This window comes from Streptococcus sp. 339, from assembly GCF_013277285.1.
Lineage (GTDB): Bacteria > Bacillota > Bacilli > Lactobacillales > Streptococcaceae > Streptococcus > Streptococcus pseudopneumoniae.
In genome coordinates this window covers 1-994 of sequence record NZ_VMMR01000118.1, presented here as the reverse complement: position 1 = coordinate 994, position 994 = coordinate 1, and the positions used below count along the sequence as shown (strand labels likewise).

At 29.9% G+C, this 994-nt stretch carries 2 protein-coding genes; one reads left to right on the top strand and one right to left on the bottom strand.

Features of this window, described 5'->3' with window-relative positions; genetic code table 11:
• Window positions 1-511: restriction endonuclease subunit S (locus HT736_RS11095; RefSeq protein ID WP_240148734.1), on the top strand; the 511-nt coding region annotated here is incomplete at its 5' end.
• Here HT736_RS11095 and HT736_RS11090 read toward each other — a convergent pair.
• A partial coding sequence (locus tag HT736_RS11090; protein WP_240148736.1) for a restriction endonuclease subunit S occupies window positions 471-994 on the bottom strand: 524 nt, incomplete at its 5' end. The genes HT736_RS11095 and HT736_RS11090 overlap by 41 nt on opposite strands.

Sequence of the window (994 nt, the reverse complement as noted above, 5' to 3'; positions counted from 1 at the left end):
AGATTATGGCTCTTATTATCTGAATAACATTAAAATTGAAATAGATTTTCCAAGAAGATCAACTTGGTTGCTAGCTCCTTTAGAAAAAATTGTAACAACTATTTCAGCTAAGCCTTATCAAATAAAACAGTCTGAAATTGTAAAAGAGGGCAAGATTCCAGTAGTTAGTCAATCTAAAATATTAGTTGAAGGATTTTCTAATAATTTTTCTAAGATTCTAGACTATAAAACAAACGTTGTAATATTTGGTGACCATACAAGAAATCTTAAGATTATAGACTTCCCTTTTGTTGTTGGTGCAGACGGAGTAAAAATTCTGTCTCCAATTTGCTTATCTGCAAAATTTTTAAAATACCACTTAGACTATACGCTATTATTTGTTAGGAACAGGGGCTATGCTCGACATTATTCGTATCTAAAATCTAAAATAATAGGTATTCCTTCAGTTTTAGAACAAAAGAGAATTGTCGCTAAAATTGATTTACTTTTTCAAAAAGTTTCTCAGCTTTAGTAATTATTAATTTTTGTGTACGTATACCTGGAAAATTAATTATAGTTTGAGAAAATCTAGTTTTGTTTAATATAGGAATAGTGGTAGATGATGTATTGTTCTTGAATTGTTTTTGCATAAAATCAGACTGTATAGCTAAAAGTAAAAATTTTGAGTTGACAAAATTAAATACTTCTATGCCATGCATTTGTTGATTGAACGCTCCATCAACACGAACAATCCCAGCAATTCCAATATTTCCAATACCATTTATTAAAATAGAACCTGCTTTTATTTTTCTGGATTTTGTATTTCCTAGAACCGATAAATATTCAGTTGCATTGTATAGTTCTCCTTGTAATAAATCAGCAGGTTTATAGAATGGTATTTCGCCGCCGTAGTTTTCAGGGCTATTTTTAGATGGCGTGTTACCAGTACTAATTATTCCTATATAATTTAATGTTGTCTGTACCCAATTCATAGGTATCTTCCCATAATAAGAGC